This window comes from Streptomyces sp. HNM0645 (assembly GCF_030056615.1).
Lineage (GTDB): Bacteria > Actinomycetota > Actinomycetes > Streptomycetales > Streptomycetaceae > Streptomyces > Streptomyces marianii.
This window is the reverse complement of sequence record NZ_JASHLT010000010.1, coordinates 142,317-161,273: the sequence shown is the minus strand read 5'-3', so window position 1 is coordinate 161,273 and position 18,957 is coordinate 142,317. Positions and strand designations below refer to the sequence as shown.

The 18,957-nt window shown below is 71.8% G+C and carries 12 protein-coding genes and 4 pseudogenes; 8 read left to right on the top strand and 8 right to left on the bottom strand.

Going from position 1 to position 18,957, the window contains the following annotated elements; genetic code table 11:
* Nucleotides 1-148 precede the first annotated feature (148 nt).
* Nucleotides 149-1,006: a hypothetical protein gene (locus QMZ92_RS08955; protein WP_283296696.1), complete on the bottom strand. Its 858-nt coding sequence runs from the start codon at nucleotides 1,004-1,006 to the stop codon at nucleotides 149-151.
* 152 nt (nucleotides 1,007-1,158) lie between these two features.
* Here QMZ92_RS08955 and QMZ92_RS08950 point away from each other — a divergent pair, with 152 nt between their 5' ends.
* On the top strand, nucleotides 1,159-1,302 hold the full coding sequence (locus QMZ92_RS08950) for a hypothetical protein (protein WP_283296695.1): 144 nt from the start codon (nucleotides 1,159-1,161) through the stop codon (nucleotides 1,300-1,302).
* 298 nt (nucleotides 1,303-1,600) lie between these two features.
* Nucleotides 1,601-2,074: pseudogene (rsgA, locus tag QMZ92_RS08945) on the top strand (GTPase RsgA); the annotation flags it as partial.
* 406 nt (nucleotides 2,075-2,480) lie between these two features.
* Here rsgA (QMZ92_RS08945) and QMZ92_RS08940 read toward each other — a convergent pair.
* From QMZ92_RS08940 to QMZ92_RS08930, 3 genes are read right to left on the bottom strand one after another with little or no spacing between them, the layout of a single operon-like run.
* On the bottom strand, nucleotides 2,481-2,966 hold the full coding sequence (locus tag QMZ92_RS08940; RefSeq protein ID WP_283296694.1) for a hypothetical protein: 486 nt from the start codon (nucleotides 2,964-2,966) through the stop codon (nucleotides 2,481-2,483).
* Between the two features lie 44 nt (nucleotides 2,967-3,010).
* A complete protein-coding gene (locus QMZ92_RS08935; protein WP_283296693.1) occupies nucleotides 3,011-4,456 on the bottom strand; it encodes a hypothetical protein in 1,446 nt (481 codons plus the stop codon).
* A 14-nt stretch (nucleotides 4,457-4,470) separates the two neighbouring features.
* Nucleotides 4,471-4,944, bottom strand: a complete 474-nt coding sequence (locus QMZ92_RS08930) for a hypothetical protein (RefSeq protein ID WP_283296692.1) — start codon at nucleotides 4,942-4,944, stop codon at nucleotides 4,471-4,473.
* Between the two features lie 420 nt (nucleotides 4,945-5,364).
* Between QMZ92_RS08930 and rsgA (QMZ92_RS08925) the strand changes: the two genes are divergently transcribed.
* Nucleotides 5,365-6,534, top strand: coding sequence for a ribosome small subunit-dependent GTPase A (rsgA, locus tag QMZ92_RS08925; RefSeq protein ID WP_283296691.1), 1,170 nt, complete (start codon nucleotides 5,365-5,367; stop codon nucleotides 6,532-6,534).
* A 517-nt stretch (nucleotides 6,535-7,051) separates the two neighbouring features.
* On the opposite strand, the pseudogene QMZ92_RS08920 reads toward rsgA (QMZ92_RS08925), so the two are convergent.
* Nucleotides 7,052-8,032 (bottom strand): annotated as a pseudogene (locus QMZ92_RS08920) (helix-turn-helix domain-containing protein); the annotation flags it as partial.
* A 400-nt stretch (nucleotides 8,033-8,432) separates the two neighbouring features.
* On the opposite strand from QMZ92_RS08920, the pseudogene QMZ92_RS08915 reads away from it, so the two are divergent.
* From QMZ92_RS08915 to QMZ92_RS08905, 3 genes and pseudogenes are all read left to right on the top strand, one after another.
* Nucleotides 8,433-9,999, top strand: a pseudogene (locus QMZ92_RS08915) (protein phosphatase 2C domain-containing protein).
* Nucleotides 10,000-10,026: 27 nt separating this feature from the next.
* Nucleotides 10,027-11,769: a pyruvate dehydrogenase gene (locus QMZ92_RS08910; protein WP_283296689.1), complete on the top strand. Its 1,743-nt coding sequence runs from the start codon at nucleotides 10,027-10,029 to the stop codon at nucleotides 11,767-11,769.
* Nucleotides 11,770-11,890: 121 nt separating this feature from the next.
* Nucleotides 11,891-12,304, top strand: coding sequence for an ATP-binding protein (locus tag QMZ92_RS08905; RefSeq protein WP_283296688.1), 414 nt, complete (start codon nucleotides 11,891-11,893; stop codon nucleotides 12,302-12,304).
* Nucleotides 12,305-12,580: 276 nt separating this feature from the next.
* Here the strand turns inward: QMZ92_RS08905 and QMZ92_RS08900 are convergent, their stop codons facing one another.
* On the bottom strand, nucleotides 12,581-13,636 hold the full coding sequence (locus QMZ92_RS08900; RefSeq protein WP_283296687.1) for a DUF2637 domain-containing protein: 1,056 nt from the start codon (nucleotides 13,634-13,636) through the stop codon (nucleotides 12,581-12,583).
* A gap of 268 nt (nucleotides 13,637-13,904) precedes the next feature.
* Nucleotides 13,905-14,774 carry a (2Fe-2S)-binding protein gene (locus QMZ92_RS08895; protein WP_283296686.1) on the bottom strand — a complete coding sequence of 290 codons (870 nt, stop codon included), beginning with the start codon at nucleotides 14,772-14,774 and terminating at the stop codon, nucleotides 13,905-13,907.
* A gap of 731 nt (nucleotides 14,775-15,505) precedes the next feature.
* On the opposite strand from QMZ92_RS08895, the pseudogene QMZ92_RS08890 reads away from it, so the two are divergent.
* Both QMZ92_RS08890 and QMZ92_RS08885 read left to right on the top strand, forming a co-directional pair.
* Nucleotides 15,506-16,174: pseudogene (locus QMZ92_RS08890) on the top strand (GntR family transcriptional regulator); the annotation flags it as partial.
* Nucleotides 16,175-16,184: 10 nt separating this feature from the next.
* Nucleotides 16,185-17,717, top strand: a complete 1,533-nt coding sequence (locus QMZ92_RS08885; protein WP_283296685.1) for a WD40 repeat domain-containing protein — start codon at nucleotides 16,185-16,187, stop codon at nucleotides 17,715-17,717.
* A 275-nt stretch (nucleotides 17,718-17,992) separates the two neighbouring features.
* Here QMZ92_RS08885 and QMZ92_RS08880 read toward each other — a convergent pair whose 3' ends face one another.
* On the bottom strand, nucleotides 17,993-18,757 hold the full coding sequence (locus QMZ92_RS08880; protein WP_283296684.1) for a hypothetical protein: 765 nt from the start codon (nucleotides 18,755-18,757) through the stop codon (nucleotides 17,993-17,995).
* Nucleotides 18,758-18,957 lie beyond the last annotated feature (200 nt).

The window sequence follows — 18,957 nt, the reverse complement described above, 5'->3', positions numbered from 1 at the left end:
TCGGCCAGCAGACGGGACCCGGCATGGCTGACCACACCGTGGCCGTCGGCCGAGACGACGAGCTTGGGGCGCGAGGCGGTAGTGTGCACGCAGAAAGTGCCTTCCTGCTGGGATGACAGAGACCTTCGACAAGCCTCATCTTCCCAGCTCAGAGGGCACTTTCGCGTTTCGGATCAAGATCCGGACACCGCGGCAAGTGAAACAGGCAGGCTAGATACGCTTCGGTCTTGCCGCCACCGGTGGGGAAGAAGAGCAGCTGAACTTCACCGTCATCGATGCTCCGATGAGCATCTGGGTGGGCAGGGTCGGTCAGCCCAGGTAGACAGAGGAGGAGGAACGCCAGCTGGAATGGACGCCAGCTGCGGTTCTCCGGCCTATTGAGCTTGCGCAGGAGTGTTGCGGTCTTAGTGTCTGGGTCGGCTGCCCGGGCGCGAACCAACTCGCTGCGGACACGCTGTAGTGCCATGGCCTGGTTGGCGAAGCGGAAGGCTTCACGGGCAAGACCGTTGTCATGGAGCAGCTGAATCGCACGCTCCAACCGGTCGGCCATGTCGTGGGCGTCGCGTAGGGCCCGGGTGCCGGACGGTTCGTACAGCCCGACCTCTGCGTCTGTGGCGATCCGCTCATCCTGGAGCGCGACCCACTCGCGATAGCCCGTTACGAGCGGGCTAAGGGCGCTAACGAGGCCGTCGCGCGCGAGGTCCTGTTTGCCGAGAGCCTCCATGTCCAGCTCGACACCGGGGAGATCCCGAATGTCGGCGGCCTGGATCAGCGGTACCTCTGCCTCGGGAAAGCAGGTGGTCCTGATCTCGTGCGCCCTCTTCTCCCCAGGACGCACCTTCGCCTCTGCAGAGCACTGTCGCCCGTGGGCGAACTGCCGCCTCTCCCGATAGAGGAGAGCCAGATGGAGCTTCTCGTCGTCGCTAGCGGCAGGCCTGGCCCCAAGCTCAGGATCGTTCTGAGCGACGAAGATCGCTGCATGTCCGTCGAGGGCCGTCGCAGTCAACTGGACCTGGTAGAGCCTCGTCTCGTCCTTCGCCGTGGCGGTCTCGGTTTGGGCGTTGATGAGCGAGACATCGACAACCCGCTGCCCTCGTATCGACTTCGTGGGAACTCGCTGCAGAGCTGCCCGCGCTGTCTGGCGCCCTGGACACGGCGGTGGCCCCGGCCGTGGGTGTGCTGCGGTACGAACTGGTGGAGTTCACCACGCGCTCCGGGATCGCCGTGAGCTACAGGCGGCCGGTCGTTGAGGTCGGCAGGACCCAGGTCCTCGCCCAGGATGCTGTACGACTCGCGGCGTGACGATGGTCCGTCGGCGGCCGGGGTTGCCGAGGTGAAGCCCCGAATTTAATCGGTAGTGCCCTGCCCTGGGGTGGGGCTATGGTTCAGCTCGTTCCAAGGCGCGGCTGTGTGTAGTTGCCGAGGGCACGGTGTTGGTTCGTTGAGAAGAAGCAGGAGGTGAGGACATTGATGACTGTCATGGTGACGGGCGCTGCCCGCATTCAGGAGTTCATCGTTTCCACCCCTGTGGTCTCCGGCTGACACCTACTCGACCTACGCGCAGAGCGCGCCGCCGGGGCCACCCTTCGAAGGGTTCCCCTTGTTCAACGCTTCGCTCAACACGTCTTCCGCTTCTGATGCTCAGCACGTCCTCGCCGCCTACGGCTGGGATGAGGGCTGGGAAGCGGAGTTCGCTCCTTACGCCGCCCAGGGCCTGGTCCCGGGCCGGGTCGTCCGTGTCGATCGCGGCCAGTGTGATGTGGCCACCCCTGACGGCGTTGTCCGTGCCGATACCGCGTTCGTCGTTCCTCATGACCCGATGAAGGTCGTGTGCACGGGGGACTGGGTCGCCGTCGACCCCGAGGGCGGCGATCCCCGGTACGCGCGGACGATCCTGCCTCGCCGGACCGCCTTCGTCCGGTCGACGTCGTCCAAGCGGTCCGAGGGCCAGGTGCTGGCCACTAACATCGATCACATCGTCATCTGTGTGTCGCTCGCGGTCGAACTCGACCTCGGGCGGATCGAACGGTTCCTCGCGCTCGCGATGTCCAGTTCGAGCGGTGAGGCACTGCTGCGTAAGTCGGCGGACTCCTGGGAGTCCGGCGCGAACATGCAGCGGAGAGAGATCTCCCCAGAGCGCAGCCCAGGCTCGTGCGGACCTCATCGTGTGCGGGCTGGGAGTCGAGGCTGGTGACTGGGGGTACGCGCACCGTGAGGACTTCGCGTCGGTCGTGCCCTGCCTTGAGGCCGTAGCGGTGGTCACCTCCTGCTGGGCAGGGAGCGCAGGGCATCGTGCTGGTCGCACAGCAAGACGCCGTCCAGGGGGACGGTCGAAGCAGCCGGAGCCCATGGTCCTGATCGTGAAGGCGACCGCAACTCCTCACGCTCCGCCGGGTCCAACGTGCCCTCACCCTTGCGTCAGACGTGGCGCCTCCGCCGCCCGACCAGCGGTCACTCGGAAAGGGCTCAGTGGGCGACCCTCAGTCGGCCCCGCTGAGATAGACCTGGCTGGTCTGTGCGTCGACTTTCGTCACCGCGATCTTCAGCCAGTCCAGGTTGTCCTCGCACGGCGCGCACACCTGACCTTCACGGACCTTCGCCGACAGGTCGGGCTCGGGCAGTCCCAGGTGCGAGAACGGCGTCGACGGGTTCGTGTTGCGGGCGAGTGGCTGTCCCCGCAGGCTGAGCGGTTCCTCCGGCTTCAGCTGTGCGACGAAGCCGTCCACCTCGGCCGTGGGAAGGACGAACGCCATGATGAGGCCGTCGTCCTGGAGGCCCGCCCAGTGTGCCGCCTTCGTCGCCGTGGCCGTCGCGGGCACCCGCACGTGCAGCTTCTCGGCCACCGACTCCACGGTGGCCGTGTCCACCCAGTGCGACACCCGCCCCGAGGAGCGGTCCGCTGCCGGAGTACGGTTCTCCGCCGAACCCGAGCATCCGGCTACCAGCAGCGATGTGAGAACGGTCATCCCGCCGGTCAGCGCGGCATACCACCTGCTTCGCGGCTCCCTGTTCACCGGGCGTCCCCGTTCCGGCCGATGTCCGTGCGTGTGCCGTCCCGTCCCGGTTCTTTAAGATCGGGCCAAGCGCCGCCCGACGTCATGTCGTGCTGCTGCACCGAACTGCTCCCTCTCATGTCGAACTCCCTGGCTTGTCCAGTCGTGTGCATGCGGGCCATGTCGGCGTCGGTGACCGTGGTCGGACCGATGGGCGTGGCCTTGCCGGGATCCCAGTTGTACCGGTCCCAGACGTTGACCTGATAGTCGATGCTGACGTGCGGCTTGCCGTCCGGGCCCGGCACCGCGGTCACGACACCAGTGGTGTTCGTCATGGCACTGCCCACCGCGAGGTACCAGTTCGCTGTGCCATCCGGCCCCTTGTCGTGGGTGTACCCCACCCCTGTGGTCTCCACGGGGATGGCGACGGGCCTGCCGCCAGACTGCGCGTATGCCTCAAGCACCTGGCGGCGCCATTCGGCCTCCTGCTTGGAACGTGTCAGAGCCGACACGTCGCGCAGGACCGTGTCGTTCTCGTCGCTCAGCATCCTGTCGACGTCGAGGTCGAGAGTGCTGCCGGTCCCGTTCAGGTAGTGATCCATGTGCTGGGCCGCGTCCGTCTTGCCGATGAAGTCACCGCTGTTCGAGATCCCGTTGGCCTGCAACTCCATCCAGTAGTCCCCGAAGCCCGGCGAATCGACGTCGTACGGTCCTGCCCCGTCGTCGGCGGCTACTCGCTTGACCGTCGGCGTCAACAGGCCGGCCGCCAGCAGGTCGTCCTTGTGCTGCGTCCAGAGCTGCGCCCGGGCCTCAGGGCTCAGGGACGTCCACAGTCGCCGCAGTTCTCCGCGCTGTTTGTCATCGGCGTCTTTGCCCAGCCCGGCGAGTTTCATGGCGCGAGGGAGCATGTCCTCGTCGAGCGACGTGTATGAGGCGTGGCCTGCGTTGGCCGGATCACCGCCGTGGCTCGCGCGCAGCGCCCGTACCGCAGCCGCGTCCACCTCGGTAGCGTGGCTCACGATCCCGGTCAGCGTGTCGGCGTACCACTGCATCAGGTCGTGCTTCTTCTGCCCAGGCCCGTCGACCTCGCAGATGAGGGCGTCGGCGACCTCTATGGTCCCGTCCTTGTGGCCGGTGACGCTGAAGCCCTTCTCCTTGGCCTCGGCGGTCACCCTTCTGGCCTGCTGCTGGAGGCTCCTCAGTTCGGTGAGTGCATCATCGAGGACACTGAAGATGCTCTGCGCTTCCTCGTGAAGGTCATTGAACTCCTTCACTGTCTTGCCGACGAAATCCCGTGTCACGCTCGCGTTGACTCCGTCCCAACGGGCCTTGTCGGCCTTTGTCTTCATGCCGTCTCGGGCTTCGCCGCCGAGCCGCTGCGTCTTCTGGGCCATGCTCTTCCAGTCGGCGACCGCCGTCCCCAGTTTGCCGAGGTCGACTTCCATCAGCTCGGTGTAGTTCATGAAGTGCTCCTTCCCTACTTGAAGTACTCGGCGAGGCGGGAGACGGGCACGGCAGAGCCGTCCCGGTTCCTGAGGGACGCGGCGATCTCGGCATCGTTCTCCGCGTGTGTCTTCTTCGAGTAGTCGAGGTGGTTCGAGATGTGAGCACACGCCTGAAGGACACTCTTGACCTGCGAGGTCCAGACGGACACCGTCGTCTCCAGCTCACTCCCGAGGGCGAAGTTGCTGCCCTTCAAGGCTGCTGCCGCCTGCATCGTGGAGCCGGCTCCCTCCGCGTCGGCGTCGGCACCGGCGATATCGGCCTCTCTCTGCAACTGACTGTGCAACACGAACGCCTCATGGCCTACCGCGCCGAGGTCATCCTGGTTCACGACGAGGTCGGCTTGTTCATTGCCTCCTGGGCGGCCTGGCACTTGGTTGATTCGCATCGACGCCTGCTGTTGGGCGGTCACATCTGCTTTCGCGCGGTCCCATTCATCCCATGCCATCACACGATTGGATCACGGCGTCGCGAGGTTCCCGTCGCAGCGTGGAGTCCGTGGCGGCAGGGATGTCGGTCGCCATGGTGGAGAAGTTCTGGAGGTTCACGGTCAAGTTGTCAGGCGCCGGCCCGGGACACTGTGCGACTCGCGGCGTGAACGCCCCCAGCCGATGTCGGCGGGTGAGGTCTCGGAAATATCGGTGGTGTCGCGCCGGGGGCGGGGCTATGGTGCTGTCCATCCGCTTCCGAGGGCGGTGTCGGTTCGTTGAGAAGAAGCAGGAGGTGAGGACATTGATGACTGTCACGGTGACGGGCTCTGCCCGCATGCAGGAGTTCATCGTTCCCACCCCTGTGGTCTCCGGCTGACACCCATTCGATCCGCGCGTTCGGAGCGCGCCGCCGGGGCCACCCTTCGAAGGGTTTCCCCTTGTCCAACGCTTCGCTCCACCCGTTTTCCTCTTCCGCTGTCCAGCACCCGCTCGCCGTCTACGGCTGGGACGAGGGCTGGGAGGCCGAGTTTGCCCCGTACGCAGCCCAGGGCCTGGTCCCGGGCCGGGTCGTCCGGGTCGATCGCGGTCGGTGTGACGTCGCGACCCCCGCCGGCGTCGTCCGTGCCGACACCGAGTTCGTCGTTCCCCATGACCCGATGAAGGTCGTGTGCACGGGGGACTGGGTCGCCGTCGACCCCGAGGGCGGTGACCCCCGGTACGCGCGGACGATCCTGCCTCGGCGGACCGCCTTCGTGCGGTCGACTTCGTCCCAGCGTTCCGAGGGTCAGGTGCTGGCCACCAACATCGATCACGTCGTCGTCTGTGTGTCGCTCGCGGTCGAACTCGACCTCGGGCGGATCGAGCGGTTCCTGGCACTCGCCATGTCCAGTTCGAACGGTGAGGCACTGCTGCACAACGCGGCGGACTCCTGGGAGAGCGGGGCGCAGCCCCTCGTCGTCCTCACCAAGACCGATCTGGTGCCGGACGCGACCGCCCTGTCGTACCTGGTGCAGGACGTGGAGACCACTGCCCCCGGCGTCCAGGTGCTTCCGGTCAGCTCGATGACCGGGGAGGGTATGGACGTCCTCGCGGCGGTCGTCTCCGACGGCACGAGCGTGCTGCTCGGAGTCTCCGGCGCCGGCAAGTCCACCCTGGCGAACACGCTGCTAGGCGAGGACGCCATGGACGTGCAGTCCACGCGAGGCGTCGACGGGAAGGGCCGTCATACGACGACGACCCGGAACCTGCTGGTACTCCCCGGCGGCGGCGTGCTCATCGACACCCCGGGGCTGCGGGGGGTCGGCCTCTTCGACGCGGGTACCGGTGTGGGCCAGGTGTTCTCGGAGATCGAGGCCCTGGCCGCGGACTGCCGTTTCCACGACTGCGCCCACGAGACGGAGCCGGGCTGCGCCGTGCTCGCGGCGCTCGCCGACGGCTCGCTGCCGGAACGCCGGCTGGACAGCTACCGCAAGCTCGTCCGCGAGAACCTGCGCATCGTCGCGAAGACCGACGCCCGACTCCGTGCGGAGATCCGCCGAGACTGGAAGCGCAAGCACGCGGAGGGCCGCGCGGCGGGCGAGGCGAAACGGAGCGGCCGCTTGCGCTGATTCCGCACGGGGCCCCGGGGGCTCCTGGGTCCCATGCTTCCTGCGGGTTCCGGGACTCCTGGGGTCCCGGGCTTCCCGCGGTCTCCAAGAGGCATGGGTGCCCACCGGGGCCCGGGGGGCCTCCCCCCGGGCCAACGGCGCGGGGCCGCCGGGACGTGCTGCCGGCCGCGGTACGGGGGCTGCCGCGGGCCGGGTCCCGGAGCGCGATCCGCGTGGGTCCGGCGCTCCGGCCCCGGAACCACGCGCCCGGCCGCCGGCACGCCGGACCCGCCGGCCGGGCCCCCGAGGCTCACCCCGCGGCAGCCACCGTTCCCGTGTCGGGCGCGGTCGTTTCGGCAAGCCCGGCGCCGGCCGCCCCGATCCCCGCGGCCGCTTCGTCCGCATCCGTCCTCGGCCCCGGCAGACCCTCGGCTGCCGACGGCACCGCGAACGCCGCGGAGCCCGCGTCGCCGCCGGCGTCCGCCCCGGCGACCGCGGCCGCACCGGTGCCCGAGCCGCCCGGTCGGCGCTCGCCGCCCGACCGTGCCACCCAGCCCTTCTCGTACGCGTGCCAGCCGAGTTGCAGCCTGGTCGTCACGCCAGCCAGTTCCATGAGGCCTTTGACACGACGCTGAACCGTGCGGAGGCCGAGGTCGAGCTGCTTGGCGACACTCGCGTCGGTCATGCCGGCGAGCAGCAGCGACAGGATCTCCAGGTCAGCGGCGTCCGGGCCCGCGGGGCCGTCCTCCGCCACCTCGCCGCTCCCGCCGAGGCGCAGCGGCAGCGCCTCCCGCCACACGGCCTCGAACAGACCGGTCAGCGACTCCAGCAGTCCGCTCGCGTGGACCACCAGCGCCGCCGGCTCCGAGCCGCGCCCCGTCAGTGGGACCATCGCCATCGCCCGGTCGGCGACGACGAGTTTGGTCGGTACCCGGTCCACGACCCGGACCTGCTCGTCGCGGCCGAGCGAGGCCGACACCTCGACGAGCCCGGTCGGCAGCGTCAGCACCTCGCGCTCGATGACCACGCGGTACGCGACGCCGCGCCGTGCCGCCCGTTCCTCCGCCTCGTTGTCCATTCCCGAGACGACCGTCGGCTTCCCCGTGACGAGCGCGCACACCTCCTCGGACGCGCCCAGCTGGAGCTGCAGGAAGCGGTGCGCCACCGCGCCGGCCCCGGTGACCACCTCGACCAGGTCGTGCACGGGCGGTTCCGTGGACTCCACCCGGTACTCCTGGGCCAGCAGCGCCGCCGCGAGTTCCGCCTGCTCCAGCTCGTGGCGGTGCTGGGTGAGCAGGGCGCCGAGCGCGACCCCCGGCGGTGCCGCCACCCAGCGGTCGGCGCGCGCGGAGGACTGCGCGGCCAGCCCCTGACGCTCCAGCAGCCGCAGCGCCCGTTCGGTCTCGGCCTCCGGGAGCGTGAGCCGGTGTGCCAGAGCGGCCACCTCCGCGGCGCCCAGCGCCACCAGTGCGCGGTACGCCGACTCCTGCCTCGCGTCGAGACCAATTGCTCCCAGCACCCCTGAGCCCTCCCCGGCCCTCACCATTCCGCTTGCCGCGGACACGATCGTGGCGGAAACCGGCCACGGCGTAAACCCGCCGCCCGACATCATCCCCAGAGGGCTTCCGGCTCTGCCAATGTGGCGCCACCGCGAGCACTTGACGCACCACCGACGTCGCATAGGTTCACACGTCACAGCAGCAGCACCCGCACCACGGACGCGACACGCACCACCAGGACAGCACACACCACGTGACGACCGCCGGCGTCAACTGCCGTGCGCCCGGCGTGCGCTGACCACCCGAACGTCCGCCGGGCGTCCTTCCCGTGGGGGTTGGGACGCCCGGTGGGCATGCCTCCGGAGCGGGTACTGCGGAGTACGCGGTTTTCGTGCGGCCCCCGCGGTGGACAATAAGGGCATGAGTCAGCAGGGGGAGAAGCCCGCCGAGGGCGGCGACTGGTGGAACCGGCTGTACGACGAGTCCGCCCCGGACACCGGCCCCGCCGCGGCGGGCGACACGCTGGACGACCGCTTCGACTCCGCGGTGGACACGGTGGGTCCCGAAGGGCCCCCGGGCGCCTGGTGGGACCCGTCCCGCCGCGGCGGCGGCGCCCCTTGGGAGCCACCCGCCGCCCCGTCCACCCCGACGGGTTCCGCCGAGGACCCGCGCGCGTCCCGCGCCGAGTCCGGGTGGCCCGCCCCCGCCGGTCCCGCCGCCCCCGCCGGTCCCCGGCGGACCCGCGCCCGACGCCTCGTCAGCGCCGCCCAACCCTGCGGCCTCTGCAGCCCCGTCCGTCCACGCGCCGACGACGCCCCCGCCCGCTGCCGCCGGTGCGCAGCCCGTGGAGGATCCCGCCCGGAACCCCGCCCGGGAACCCGCACCGGAACTCCCGCCGAAACCTGCCGCGCCCCCGGCCGGAGCGGCCGACGTGCCCCCCGATCGGGTGACCCGGGACGCGGGGCGGCGCGGGGCCGTGCCGTGGCCACGGCACAGGGAGGGCACCGGAGGCCGGGACGCGGGCGGGTACGTGGGGGACCGGCCGCCCACGTACGACGCCGAGCCCACCGCGCTGCCCGCCGCGGATCCGGACGAGCTCGACGGGATCGTCGCGGACACCGTGCTGGACGGTGCGCGGTACGGCGCGTTCACCCTGCGGGCCGCCTCCGTGCGCGGCGACTCGGCCCGATACCGCGGTGAGCACCGCCGCGACGCGTTGCTCACCGCACGCTTCGGTGCCGGTGAAGGGGCCCTGGTGCTGGTCGCCGTGGCCACCGGCGCGCGGGCCGCGGAGAGCGCGCACCTGGCCGCCGCCGACGCCTGTCGCTGGATCGGCGGCGCCGTCGGCCGCAGCCACGCCCGGCTGGCCGAGGACATAAGGGCCGGACGGCGCGGCGACCTGAAGTCGGGGCTCCACCGGCTCACCGACCGTTCCTTCGGCAAGCTCCGCGCCCGCTCCGCCGAACTGGGCCTGACGCCGGAGGAGTACACGGCGAGCCTGCGGTGCCTGCTGCTGTCCGCCGACCCCGGCTGCCGCACGCGGGTGTTCTTCGGCGTCGGTACCGGCGGGCTGTTCCGCCTGCGCGACGGTGGCTGGCAGGACCTCGAACCGTCACTCCCCGACGCCCTCGCCGGGGAACCCGTCGTCGGCTACGGCTCCCGGCCCCCCGGGTCCGGAGAGGGCGACCGGCTCACCATGGACCTGGGCGTCACCACGTCCGCGTCGCCGCACCTCGACGCGCCCGTGCCACCGCCCGCCGAACCGTTCCGGTTCCGCGCGTCCGTGGCCCGCCCGGGGGACACGCTGCTGCTCTGCAGCAACGGCCTCGCCGACCCCCTGCGCGGCGAGGCCGAGTTCGCCGGGGAACTGGCGGAACGCTGGGCAGGCACGGAGCCGCCCGGTCTCTCCGCGTACCTGGCCGACACCCAGCTTCGGGTGAAGGGCTACGCCGACGACCGTACGGCGTGTGCCGTCTGGGAGGCGTAACCGCCGGGGCCGTGGATAGATGGATCCATGGCCAAGCAGAACGTCGCAGAGCAGTTCGTCGACATCCTCGTCCGCGCCGGCGTGCGGCGGCTGTACGGAATCGTCGGTGACAGCCTCAACCCCGTCGTCGACGCCGTCCGCCGCAACTCCGCGATCCACTGGGTCCAGGTCCGCCACGAGGAGACGGCCGCGTTCGCCGCCGGCGCCGAGGCGCAGGTCTCGGGCCGGCTCGCCGCCTGCGCCGGCTCCTGCGGCCCCGGCAATCTGCACCTGATCAACGGACTGTACGACGCCCACCGCTCCATGGCCCCGGTCCTCGCCCTGGCCTCGCACATTCCGTCGTCCGAGATCGGTCTCGGCTACTTCCAGGAGACCCATCCGGACCAGTTGTTCAAGGAATGCAGCCACTACAGCGAGCTGATCTCCAACCCGCAGCAGATGCCGCGCCTGCTGCAGACCGCGGTCCAGCAGGCCATCGGCCGCAGCGGTGTCAGCGTCGTCGCCCTGCCGGGCGACATCGCCTCCCGCCCCGCGCCGGAGAAGTCGATCGAGCACGCCCTCGTCACCTCGCGCCCCACCGTCCGGCCCGGCGACGCGGAGATCGACGCCCTGGCCCGGATGGTCGACGAGGCGGACCGCGTGACGCTCTTCTGCGGCAGCGGCACCGCCGGCGCGCACCACGAGGTCATGCAGTTCGCGGAGCGCGTCAAGTCCCCCGTCGGGCATGCGCTCCGCGGCAAGGAGTGGATCCAGTACGACAACCCGTACGACGTGGGCATGAGCGGACTGCTCGGCTACGGCGCCGCCTACGAGGCCACCCACGGGTGCGACCTGCTGATCCTGCTCGGCACGGACTTCCCGTACAACGCCTTCCTGCCGGACGATGTGAGGATCGCCCAGATCGACATCCGGCCCGAGAACCTCGGCCGCCGCTCCAAACTGGACCTCGCCGTCTGGGGTGATGTGCGTGAGACGCTCCGCTGTCTCACCCCGCGCGTGCGGCTGAAGGACGACCGGCGCTTCCTGGACAGGATGCTGAGGAAGCACGCGGAGGCGCTGGAGGGCGTGATCAAGGCGTACACGCGCAAGGTCGACAGGCACGTGCCCATCCACCCGGAGTACGTGGCGTCCGTGCTCGACGAAATCGCGGCCGACGACGCCGTGTTCACCGTGGACACGGGCATGTGCAACGTCTGGGCGGCCCGGTACATCACGCCCAACGGCCGGCGACGCATCATCGGTTCCTTAAGTCACGGGTCGATGGCGAACGCCCTGCCGCAGGCCATCGGCGCCCAGTTCGTCAACCGGGACCGCCAGGTCGTCTCTATGTCCGGTGACGGCGGACTCGCCATGCTGATGGGCGACTTGCTCACCCTGCGGCAGCACGACCTGCCGGTCAAGATCGTGCTGTTCAACAACTCCGCGCTCAGTATGGTCGAGCTGGAGATGCTGGTCGCGGGTCTGCCCTCGTACGGAACCGGCAACCTCAACCCGGACTTCGCCCAACTGGCCCGGGCCGCGGGGATGTACGGCGTCCGGGTCGAGAAGCCGAAGCAGCTCGCGGGCGCGCTCAAGGGCGCCTTCGCGCACGACGGCCCGGCCCTCGTCGACGTCGTCACCGATCCGAACGCCCTGTCCATCCCGCCGAGGATCAGCGCCGAGATGGTCACCGGTTTCGCACTCTCCGCGAGCAAGATCGTGCTGGAGGGCGGCGTCGGCCGGATGGTCCAGATGGCACGCTCGAACCTGCGGAACGTGCCGCGACCGTGACTGCGGGTGAAATCGGCATGCGTGGCGGCACGTCGGCGGGGCATGCATTCCCGGAGTGCCTGTCCGGGCCGGACGGGACGAGCTACGGGGAAGGGACCGTTCCGACGTGCGGTGGGGGAAAATGGCGGGGCGTCAGGAGAGGTCGGGTGCCGCGCAGTTGCGGCGTAGCGTGAGGCGCGCGGACCTCAGGGCGGTACCGGAGGTGAGAAGGGCCCTGCGGGTCCTGCTCGGTCACTGGGGCGAGCCGGGCTCGGCCGAGGTGGCGGAACTGCTGACCAGTGAACTGGTGACGAACGCGCTGGTGCACACGGAGGACGGGGCGGTCGTCACGGCGACGGTGGCACCCGCACGACTGCGGGTCGAGGTACGGGACTTCACGACCGGGCTGGTGGAGCCGCCCGCGGAACCCGTGCCCGACGAGAGCACGCACGGCAGGGGCCTGCTGCTGGTGCAGAGCCTTGCCGACGCGTGGGGTGTACGGGCCCACGGCCTGGGCAAGGCGGTGTGGTTCGAACTGCACGGCGGTCGGGCGTGACGGGCGCGGTGACACGCGTCCGGAGTACCTGCGGGATGTGCCCCGGGGGATCGTTCGCAGGGTGGGTGTGAGGCTCCGGGACGTGCGCACGTGGGGCGTGAGGCTCGGGGCCGTACGCCGGGGTGCGAGCCGAGGGCAGGTCCGCATGTCGGGTCGTGCGGACACGGGCTGGTCCGCGAGGCCCTGAGAACACGGGTGCGACACGTTGCCGGGCGGTACGACGCGGACGGGCGGGCCCCGGTGAAGGGGCCCGCCCGTGCCGGTACCGTGCGCGAGTCAGCCGAACTGCTGCTCCAGATGCTTGAGTTTCTTCTCGAGGGACTCCAGACGCGGCAGCGCCTGGGTGTCGTCCTCGGCCGTGAGGTCGACCGTGACGGGGTCACTGCCCTTGATGGCCTGCAGGGAGGGCCGTGAGCGCGAAGGCAGTTGCCCGGACTCGGCCACGGCCGGCTCCGCGACGGCTCCGACGGCCGGCGCGGAGCCGGGGAGACCGCCGCTCAAGGTCGTGGTGACCTCCACCTGCCGTCCGCCGCGCCGACCCCACGCCCGGTGCTGCCGGCTGAGCGCCCGCAGCCGTGCCCGCTCCAGCTTCTCGTGATCGCGCCGGCGCATGCGCTCCTGCTCCTTCCGGCGCCGGTCCTCGCGTACCTCGTCGACCGCCTCGTCGAGGGTGCGCACCCCTTCGAGCAGCATCAGCGACCAGGCGCCGAACGTCTCACGGGGCGCCCGAAGCCACCGCACGACCCGGATCTGCGGCAGCGGCCGGGGCACCAGCCCCTGCTCGCGCAGTGCCGCCCTGCGGGTCTGCTTCAGCGCCCGGTCGAAGAGCACGGCCGCGGACAGCGACATCCCCGCGAAGAAGTGCGGCGCGCCGTCGTGGCCGAGTCCGCGCGGCGCGTGGACCCAGTTGAACCAGGCCGCCGCACCGGCGAACAGCCAGACCAGGATGCGTGAGCCGAGGGCAGCGTCGCCGTGGCTGGCCTCACGCACGGCGAGCACCGAGCAGAACATCGCGGCACCGTCGAGGCCGAACGGGACCAGGTACTCCCAGCCGCCGGAGAGGTTCAGGTTCTGCCGGCCGAAGCCGACCAGGCCGTGAAAGGAGAGTGCCGCGGCGACCGCGGCGCAGCAGAAGAGCAGGAGGTAGGAGGCGGTGCCGTAGACGGCCTCCTTGCGCCTGCGGCGTTCTTCACTGCGCTCCCAGGAGTCCTCGGTCGCGCTACTGCTCCCGGTGCGCCTGCCGCGCGCGAGCACCGCGACCGCCGCGACGACCCCTGCGAGCATCACGCCGCCCGGAAGCAGCCAGTCGAGCGATATGTCGGTCAGTCTCATGCGGTGTCCCTTGCATCTGCATCGCGTTGGGCGTTTCGCGCGCCATATTGGCCGAAGTGCCGTCGCGGACAGGGGGTTTCCCCGCAAGAGGGTGCCAAGGGGTCCTCGCGGCCTGCGAATAGGTGTCATTCGCTCGAACACGCCAGTAGGTAAAGGGAATTGCGTTCGAATTCCGTTGCTCGCGGCAAGCCGGTCGAGTGCGCCGTCGGGGGTGCCGAACATCGAGCGCCGTCGGGTGTGCGCCCAACCTCGCGGGGGCCGGCCCGGGTCAGCCCCTTGCGTCGAGCCGTCGCACCCGGTCGGCGTCGCAGGTGCGGGGGCAGGTGACGCAGGTGTCCTCTGGGCGCAGCGTGTAGAACATGCAGCAGCTCGCCCGGTCCCTGGTGGGCAGCGGCTCCCCGGACGGCCCGGCGAGCTCGCGGAACCCGGCCGTGCCGACGTACGGCTTGGTGGCGCCGGGCAGCAGCGCCTCCAACTCCGTCATCGCGCGGCGCTCCTCGCCGAGGAGGTGCGCCACGTACCAGAGCCCTTCGACGACCTCGTCCGTCGCCATGCCCCACAGGGCGCGCCGTCCGCGCCGCATACGTGCGCCGAAGCCGTCGAGGATCGCCTCCATGTGTTCGGCGACGGCGTCCCGCACCTCTGCACGCAGTGCGTTCTCGTCGGTGACCACGCGAGCGCCCGGGTGTCCGGCCGCCGGGTCATCCGGCAGACAGGAGAAGGAGCGGACGCGGACCGCCATCCGGCCGCGGGCGCGCTGGTAGGACACGTCCCCGACGGGCAGCCGAGGCACACGCCGCTCCAGGAACCACGGCACCGTGATCAGCAGACAGGCCGGCCAGGCGTAGCGGTGGAGCCCGAAGCTCGCGACGACGTCCGGGCGGGCCTGCTGTCCGTAGTCCTGAAGCACCTGTGCGTTGTCCCACGCCAGGAAGGCGTCGAGGGCGGCGCCGCCGGCCGCGAGGTCCGCCGCCGCGACCCAGCCGGCTCCGCGCGGCGCCGGCTCGCCGTCCGTGAGCTCCCGCACCCCGAGCCCGGGGAACACCGCGGACATCCGTGCGTACGCGCGGGTCACGGGTGCCGTGACGGCGGAAGCGGCGGAAGGCCGCGAGCCGTGAAGAACAGCGGGGACCGTCATGCGGGGACCACCGAATCGCGATCGTTAGCAGGTTAGCCTTACCTTACCCGACGCGATGCGTGTTTGAACTGTGACCCCGTCCGCTTATCGTGCACGCAGGACCCGCGCCGTGCGAGCCGGGCCCGGAGCGCAGGCGGAGGAGGACCCGAGTGGAGCAGGGCAGAGCGCGCGGCCAGGCCGCGGCGGAGCCGTCCGGGTCCGTCCGCGTTCCCGGGCAGACGCGGGCGGAGCACGCTCCCGGACCCTGTTCGGGCCCCGGCTCCGACCTCGGTTCCGGACGGCTCCCGGGCCCGGTCCGGGGATCGGGTTCGGCGCACGGCCCGGCTCCGTCCCTTGGCTCCGCTCCGTCCCTTGGATCGGCCCCTTCCCTCGGCTCCGGTTCGGCGCACGGCCCGGCTCCGGCCCGGGGGCCGGTTCCCGCGCAGGGTCCGGCTCCGAGCCGGACCCCGGTTCCGGAGGGCGGCCCGCGTCCGTCACACGGCCCGTCTCCTGCCGGTGCCCGAGCGGAGCAGTCCGCCCAGGGCTCCCACCCCGCCGCAGCCCCCCTTGCCGAGGAGGCGCCTGCCCCGGTACCCGGGCGGACCCGCGAGGAGCGCGCGCCGGGCGCCCGGCCTCCCTCCGGGAGGTGGGGGAGCGGTCCCGGCGGGGCGGCCGGTCGCCGGCAGTCCGGCACCGGGGCCCCCTCGCCGCGCGGGCACGACGAGGGGACGGAACCGACGTCCGGTACGCACGTCCGAGGTGAGCACACCCACAGCGAACCCCCGGCGCCCGGCGCCGTCGTCCGGCGGCACTCCGTGCGCGGCCAGATCCTGGACGCCCTCCGGGCGGCTCTCGTCAGCGGCGAACTGCGTCCCGGCGAGGTCTACTCGGCCCCCGCACTGGGTGAGCGGTTCGGTGTCTCCGCCACCCCCGTACGCGAGGCGATGCAGCGCCTCACCGTCGAAGGCGCGGTGGAGACGATTCCGAACCGCGGCTTCCGGGTCGTCGTGCGGACGGCCCGGGAACTGGCCGAGCTCGCCGAGGTCCGCGCCCTGATCGAGGTGCCGGTGATGCTGCGGCTCGCCCGTACCGTCCCGGCCGCACGCTGGGCCGAACTCGTGCCGCTCGCCGAGGCGACCGCGGCCGCCGCCGCGACCGGTGACCGGGCCGGCTACGCGGAGTCCGACCGCGCCTTCCACCGCGCCGTCCTCTCGCTCGCCGGCAACGACCAGCTCGTCGCGGTCGCCGACGACCTCCACCGGCGCTCGCAGTGGCCCCTCGTGAACTCCCCCGTACCCCGCCGTGCGGACCTCGTGGCCGACGCAGCCGAGCACGCGGCCCTGCTGGAGGCGCTGATGGCGCAGGACCTGGCCGTGGTGACCTCCCTCGTACGGGAGCACTTCAACGGCGCGGACCGCTAGGGCAGGAGCGGTGTCCGACCCGGCCGTCCTCCTTCCGGCCCAGAGCGTGCGCGGCGCGGTGTGGGCCCTCGCCAACCGGTTCGGCGTCGTGGCCAGGAGCCCCGCTGAACTGGTCGGCGCGCTGACGGGCATCGGTCTCACGGGCGTGGCCGTCGTTCCGCCGCCGGACGCAGGGGAGCCGACCGAGGTCGCCGAACTCGTGCGTGCACTGCGGGACCTGGGGCACATCCGGTTCGTCACCGCAGCCGGGCGGGAACCGGGAACCGCAGCAGGCGGGTCTCCCGCGCCGGATCAGGAAGCGGCTCCGCTTCCGTCCGGTGCCGCGGCGGAGGGAAGCGGGGACGGCCGCGTGGAGCAGGTCCGCGGCGGACCACCGGACCTCGGCGACCCGGCGGAGGTCTGCGCCGCGGACCCCGCGGGCGTGACGGCCGCGTACGAGCGCGGCGCTGACGGCCCGCGCGGACGCCGGTACGGGAATCGCGGCCGGCAGCGACGCCCGGACACGTACGACGGTCGGGCAGGACGCCCGGACGGGATCGGTGGGCCGGAGCGGCGTCCGGACGGGCACGAGGGTCCGGCAGGAGACCGGGACGGACACGGTGGGCCGGCGGAGCTCGGTGTGCCGGACGAGCAGGGCGGACTGCGAGCCGCCTGGTTCCGGGCCGGCCAGTCGCTGATCCGTGAACAGGCACCGGCCGAGCGGGCACTCGTCCTGCTCACCTCCCTCGGTGACGACGCCGACCCCCGCCTTCGCCCGGCACTCGACACCCTTGCCGCCACGGCTCCGTGGCGGTCCGACTGGACCCGGGTGCGCGGCGACGTCTCCCCGCCCTGGCCGGGTCCGGTGGCGGCGCTCGCCCAGGGCACGGGCCGCTGGTCGGGGCATCTGCTCGTCGCCGACCAGCGCGGGGCGATACGTTCCGTGCACCCCGCCGACGCCACTCCCGCGGCGGGGACGGCGACCATGCCCGTGCGGATCACGGCGCTCGCCCCGCTGCCCGACGGCACCCTGCTGATGCTGGACGAACGGGGCCGCCTCCGCACCCACGGCGACACCCCTCTCACGGATGCGGTGGCCGCCACGCTGGAGGCGCATCCCGGCACCGCGCTGGCCGCCACAGCCAGGCTCGTCATGGTCGGCGACCGTCACGGATCGCTGCACGCGTTCGGCTACGACGGCATGCACCAGGCCGCCGCGCACCGCGGCAGGGTCACCGCCGTGGCGGTGGCGGACGGCCCGGCGCCGCTGGTGTGCAGTGGGGGCGCGGACGGCACGGTCCGCACCTGGACGCCCGGCCGCCGTCCGGAGAACACCCCGCTCGCGGAACGGGGGGTCCCGGTGACCGCGCTCGCGGTCCACGGCCGGGCGATGGCCGTCGCCTGGGCGGACGGACTCGTCGAACTCCGCCGCCTCGGCACGGACGAGGCCCTGCCGCTGCGGCCCGGCCCGCCGGTCCGGGCGGTGGCGGTGCCGGGGGACGGGTCGATCGTCATCGGCACGGACGACACACTGTTCCGGGTCACGGCACGCGTTCCGTCCTGACCGGCCGTTGCGCCGGCGCGTCACGGCCCCGACGGGTCGTGCCCGAAGTCGCGTCCGGCGGATCGTGCCGTGACGCGTCCCGAGGGGCGGCACGCGACGTGTCCCACGCCGGAGCCGTCACCCGTGACATGTCACACGACCGGCGCGGCGGTCGGCCGACCGATCGGGGGTGCGTTCGCCCGGGGTGGTTCACGCTGCCGGGAGCAGCGGCCGCCGCATCGCACCGGCCGGGGGAGTGCGAGGCGCGTCCCGCCGCGGGGACGGCACTCGACGTGTCATGCCGCCGGGGCCGGCGGGGCCAGTTGGTCGCCGAGCCAGGTCGGGACGCCGCCGAGCAGACGGAAGAGGCGGGTGGCCTCGGTGCGCAGGCGGGTGGCCTCCGGTTCCGGCTCGGTGTCGGCGAGCGCCGCCAACGCCGGAGCCGTGCCGATCAGATAGCCCAGCTCCTCGCGGATGCGCAGTGATTCGGTGAACCCCTGCCGGGCCTCGGCGAGCTCTCCGTCGCGCAGGGCGAGTGCGGCGAGATGGCGCCAGGTGAAGGACAGCAGCAGTGTGTCGCCGTGGGCGAGGGCGCCGGCGTGGGCGCGGTGGTAGGCCGCGCGGGCGGCCTGCGCCGAGTCGGCGAGGTGTTCGGCGACCAGGCCCCGGCGGAAGTCGAGGAGCGGCCGGCCCGCCGCGTCCGGCGCGAGCAGCGCGGCCGCCCGGCCGAGGGCGGCGCGGGCCTCGTCGGCCCGGTCGCGCACTCCCAGCACGGTTGAGGCGTAGGCGAGTTGACCGCGCTCGCAGGCGGCCGCGCCGCGCTCGTCGTCGTCCCCCGCCGCGGCCTCCGCCGAGCGCAGGGCGTCCTCCGCGTCCGCCCAGCCGACGCCGGTGAACAGACAGCGCTCCACGAGGAGCGAGGCGCGTTGCAGGGCCAGCGCGGGGGAAGTCGCGCGGGGGGCGAGGAGGGCCGCCGCGTCCGTCCAACAGCCGCGCGAGCGCAGCCGCCATACCGCGGTCTGGAGTGGATCGTCACCTGCTGTGGTTCCGGAACCAGACATGGCGGTATACGCCACATTGCCCTCCCCAAGCGCGCCATTGTGCTGTTGAGTCAGACGGAATGAGAGCACGGATCGGGCTACGTGGCCAAGGGGTCTGGTGAATCAGTTCACAATCATGGGGAGTCTGATCGTCGAAGGCCGTGCAATTCCGGTGCGATCCGGGCCCGGTCGATGTTTCGCAGACATTCGGATGAAGGCGT

Excerpts from the sequence above, each read along its gene's own strand:
- QMZ92_RS08940 (WP_283296694.1), bottom strand. The coding sequence starts at position 2,966 with ATGACCGTTCTCACATCGCTGCTGGTAGCCGGATGCTCGGGTTCGGCG.
- QMZ92_RS08935 (WP_283296693.1), bottom strand. The coding sequence starts at position 4,456 with ATGAACTACACCGAGCTGATGGAAGTCGACCTCGGCAAACTGGGGACG.
- QMZ92_RS08930 (WP_283296692.1), bottom strand. The coding sequence starts at position 4,944 with ATGGCATGGGATGAATGGGACCGCGCGAAAGCAGATGTGACCGCCCAA.
- QMZ92_RS08910 (WP_283296689.1), top strand. The coding sequence starts at position 10,027 with ATGGCCAAGCAGAACGTCGCAGAGCAGTTCGTCGACATCCTCGTCCGC.
- QMZ92_RS08905 (WP_283296688.1), top strand. The coding sequence starts at position 11,891 with ATGGCGGGGCGTCAGGAGAGGTCGGGTGCCGCGCAGTTGCGGCGTAGC.
- QMZ92_RS08900 (WP_283296687.1), bottom strand. The coding sequence starts at position 13,636 with ATGAGACTGACCGACATATCGCTCGACTGGCTGCTTCCGGGCGGCGTG.
- QMZ92_RS08895 (WP_283296686.1), bottom strand. The coding sequence starts at position 14,774 with ATGACGGTCCCCGCTGTTCTTCACGGCTCGCGGCCTTCCGCCGCTTCC.
- QMZ92_RS08880 (WP_283296684.1), bottom strand. The coding sequence starts at position 18,757 with ATGTCTGGTTCCGGAACCACAGCAGGTGACGATCCACTCCAGACCGCG.